The organism is Kitasatospora sp. NPDC054795 (assembly GCF_053611565.1).
In genome coordinates, this window is the sequence record NZ_JBSHAP010000291.1 from 1 (window position 1) to 1691 (window position 1691).

1 protein-coding gene is annotated in these 1691 nt (G+C 70.8%); it reads left to right on the top strand.

Annotation, left to right across the window (positions count from 1 at the left end):
* Nucleotides 1–54 precede the first annotated feature (54 nt).
* Entirely contained in the window at nt 55–1686 is a 1632-nt protein-coding gene (locus ACWGJO_RS41510; protein WP_452190956.1) for an ISAzo13 family transposase, read from the top strand.
* The last annotated feature ends 5 nt before the right edge of the window (nt 1687–1691 follow it).

Below are 1691 nucleotides of genomic sequence, written 5' to 3' on the forward strand. Positions count from 1 at the left end.
GGAGCCGTCGGTAATCAAGGGATTGCTTCCGGGACTTGGGCTCGTTGATGTGGTATGCGTCGTTTCGATGAGTTGATCGGTCCGCTGCGGGCGAAGTTCGAGGCGGTCGTGCCGCACCTGGACGAGCGACAGCGGCGGCTGCTGTACGGCGCGGAGGCCCGCCAGTTGGGGCACGGTGGGATCGCGGCCGTGGCCGAGGCTGCCGGCGTCTCGAAGGGCTGTGTCTCCCGCGGCCTGGCCGACCTGGAGGAGGACGCCGCCCCGGACGGTCGGATCCGCCGCGTCGGGGCCGGGCGCCCGTCGGCCGCCTCGAAGGACCCCGGACTGCGGGAGGCGCTCCTGGCCCTGGTCGCCGACAGCACGCGGGGCGACCCGATAGGGCCGCTGACGTGGACCACGAAATCGTTGACCCGCCTCGCGGACGAACTCGCCTCCCAGGGACGGGAAGTGGGCCGCGACACCGTGGCCGCGATGCTGAAGGAGGCCGGGTACAGCCTGCGCGGCAATGCCCGCGTCCTGGCCGGCAGCTCCCATCCCGACCGTGACGCCCAGTTCCGCCACCTGAACGAGACCGTGCAGCGGTTCCTCGATGCGGGCGACCCCGTCGTCAGCGTCGACACCAAGAAGAAGGAGCAGATCGGCCTGTTCGCCCGGCCGGGCCGGGAGTGGACGCCGCCCGGCGAGCCGGTGGAGGTCCTCGACCACGACTTCCCCTCCCAGGCCGTCGGCACCGCGATCCCCTACGGCATCTACGACCTGGGCCGCAACACCGGCTACGTCGTCGTCGGCACTGACCACGACACGGCCGCCTTCGCCGTCGCGGCCCTACGCCGCTGGTGGGACGAAGAGGGCCGCGCCGCCTATCCCGATGCGAAGCAGCTACTGATCACCGCCGACGGGGGCGGCTCGAACAGCTCCCGCGGCAAGGCCTGGAAGGCGAACCTCGCCGCCCTCGCCACCGCCACCGGCCTGGAGATCACCGTCTGCCACCTGCCGCCGGGGACGTCAAAATGGAACAAGGTCGAACACCGCCTGTTCTCCTTCATCTCCATGAACTGGCGAGCCCGGCCCCTGACCAGCTACGAAGTCGCCCTTAACCTCATCGCCTCGACGACCACCGCGACCGGCCTGCGCGTCACCGCCCGTCTCGACACCGGGAGCTACCCCACCGGCATTGAGATCGGCGCCCGCCACGTCGCCGCCCTCACCGTCAATCACCACGCATTCCACGGGGATTGGAACTACAGCATCCCGCCGCAGCCCGGCGCCCCGGCAGTGCCGCAGCAGCCGGCCGGACGCCGCTCCCACCCCCGCGCCGCCCACACCTTCGACACCGCCCTGACCACCCACCCCGCCCTGACCGGCCTCACCCGCTACGAACTCGACCACCTCACCGCACAGATCCGCCTGGCCATCGACACGCTCCCGCCCGAACAGCGGCCCCGCCACCGCAAGTTGACCACCGAGAACATCATCTGGGCCGCCGTCCTGGACCAGCGCGGCCTGTCCCGCTCCCTGACCGCCCACCTCTTCCGCGTCGGCGAGAACCAGATCCGCGCCCTCATCCAGCAGGCCCTGCCCCTCCTGCAGCGACACGGCCACCACAGCGAACCGATCCCCGCCCGCCTCATCGACCCCAGCGACCTCACCCGCTACATCATGAGCACGACATCAACCGAGGGGTGACGCGA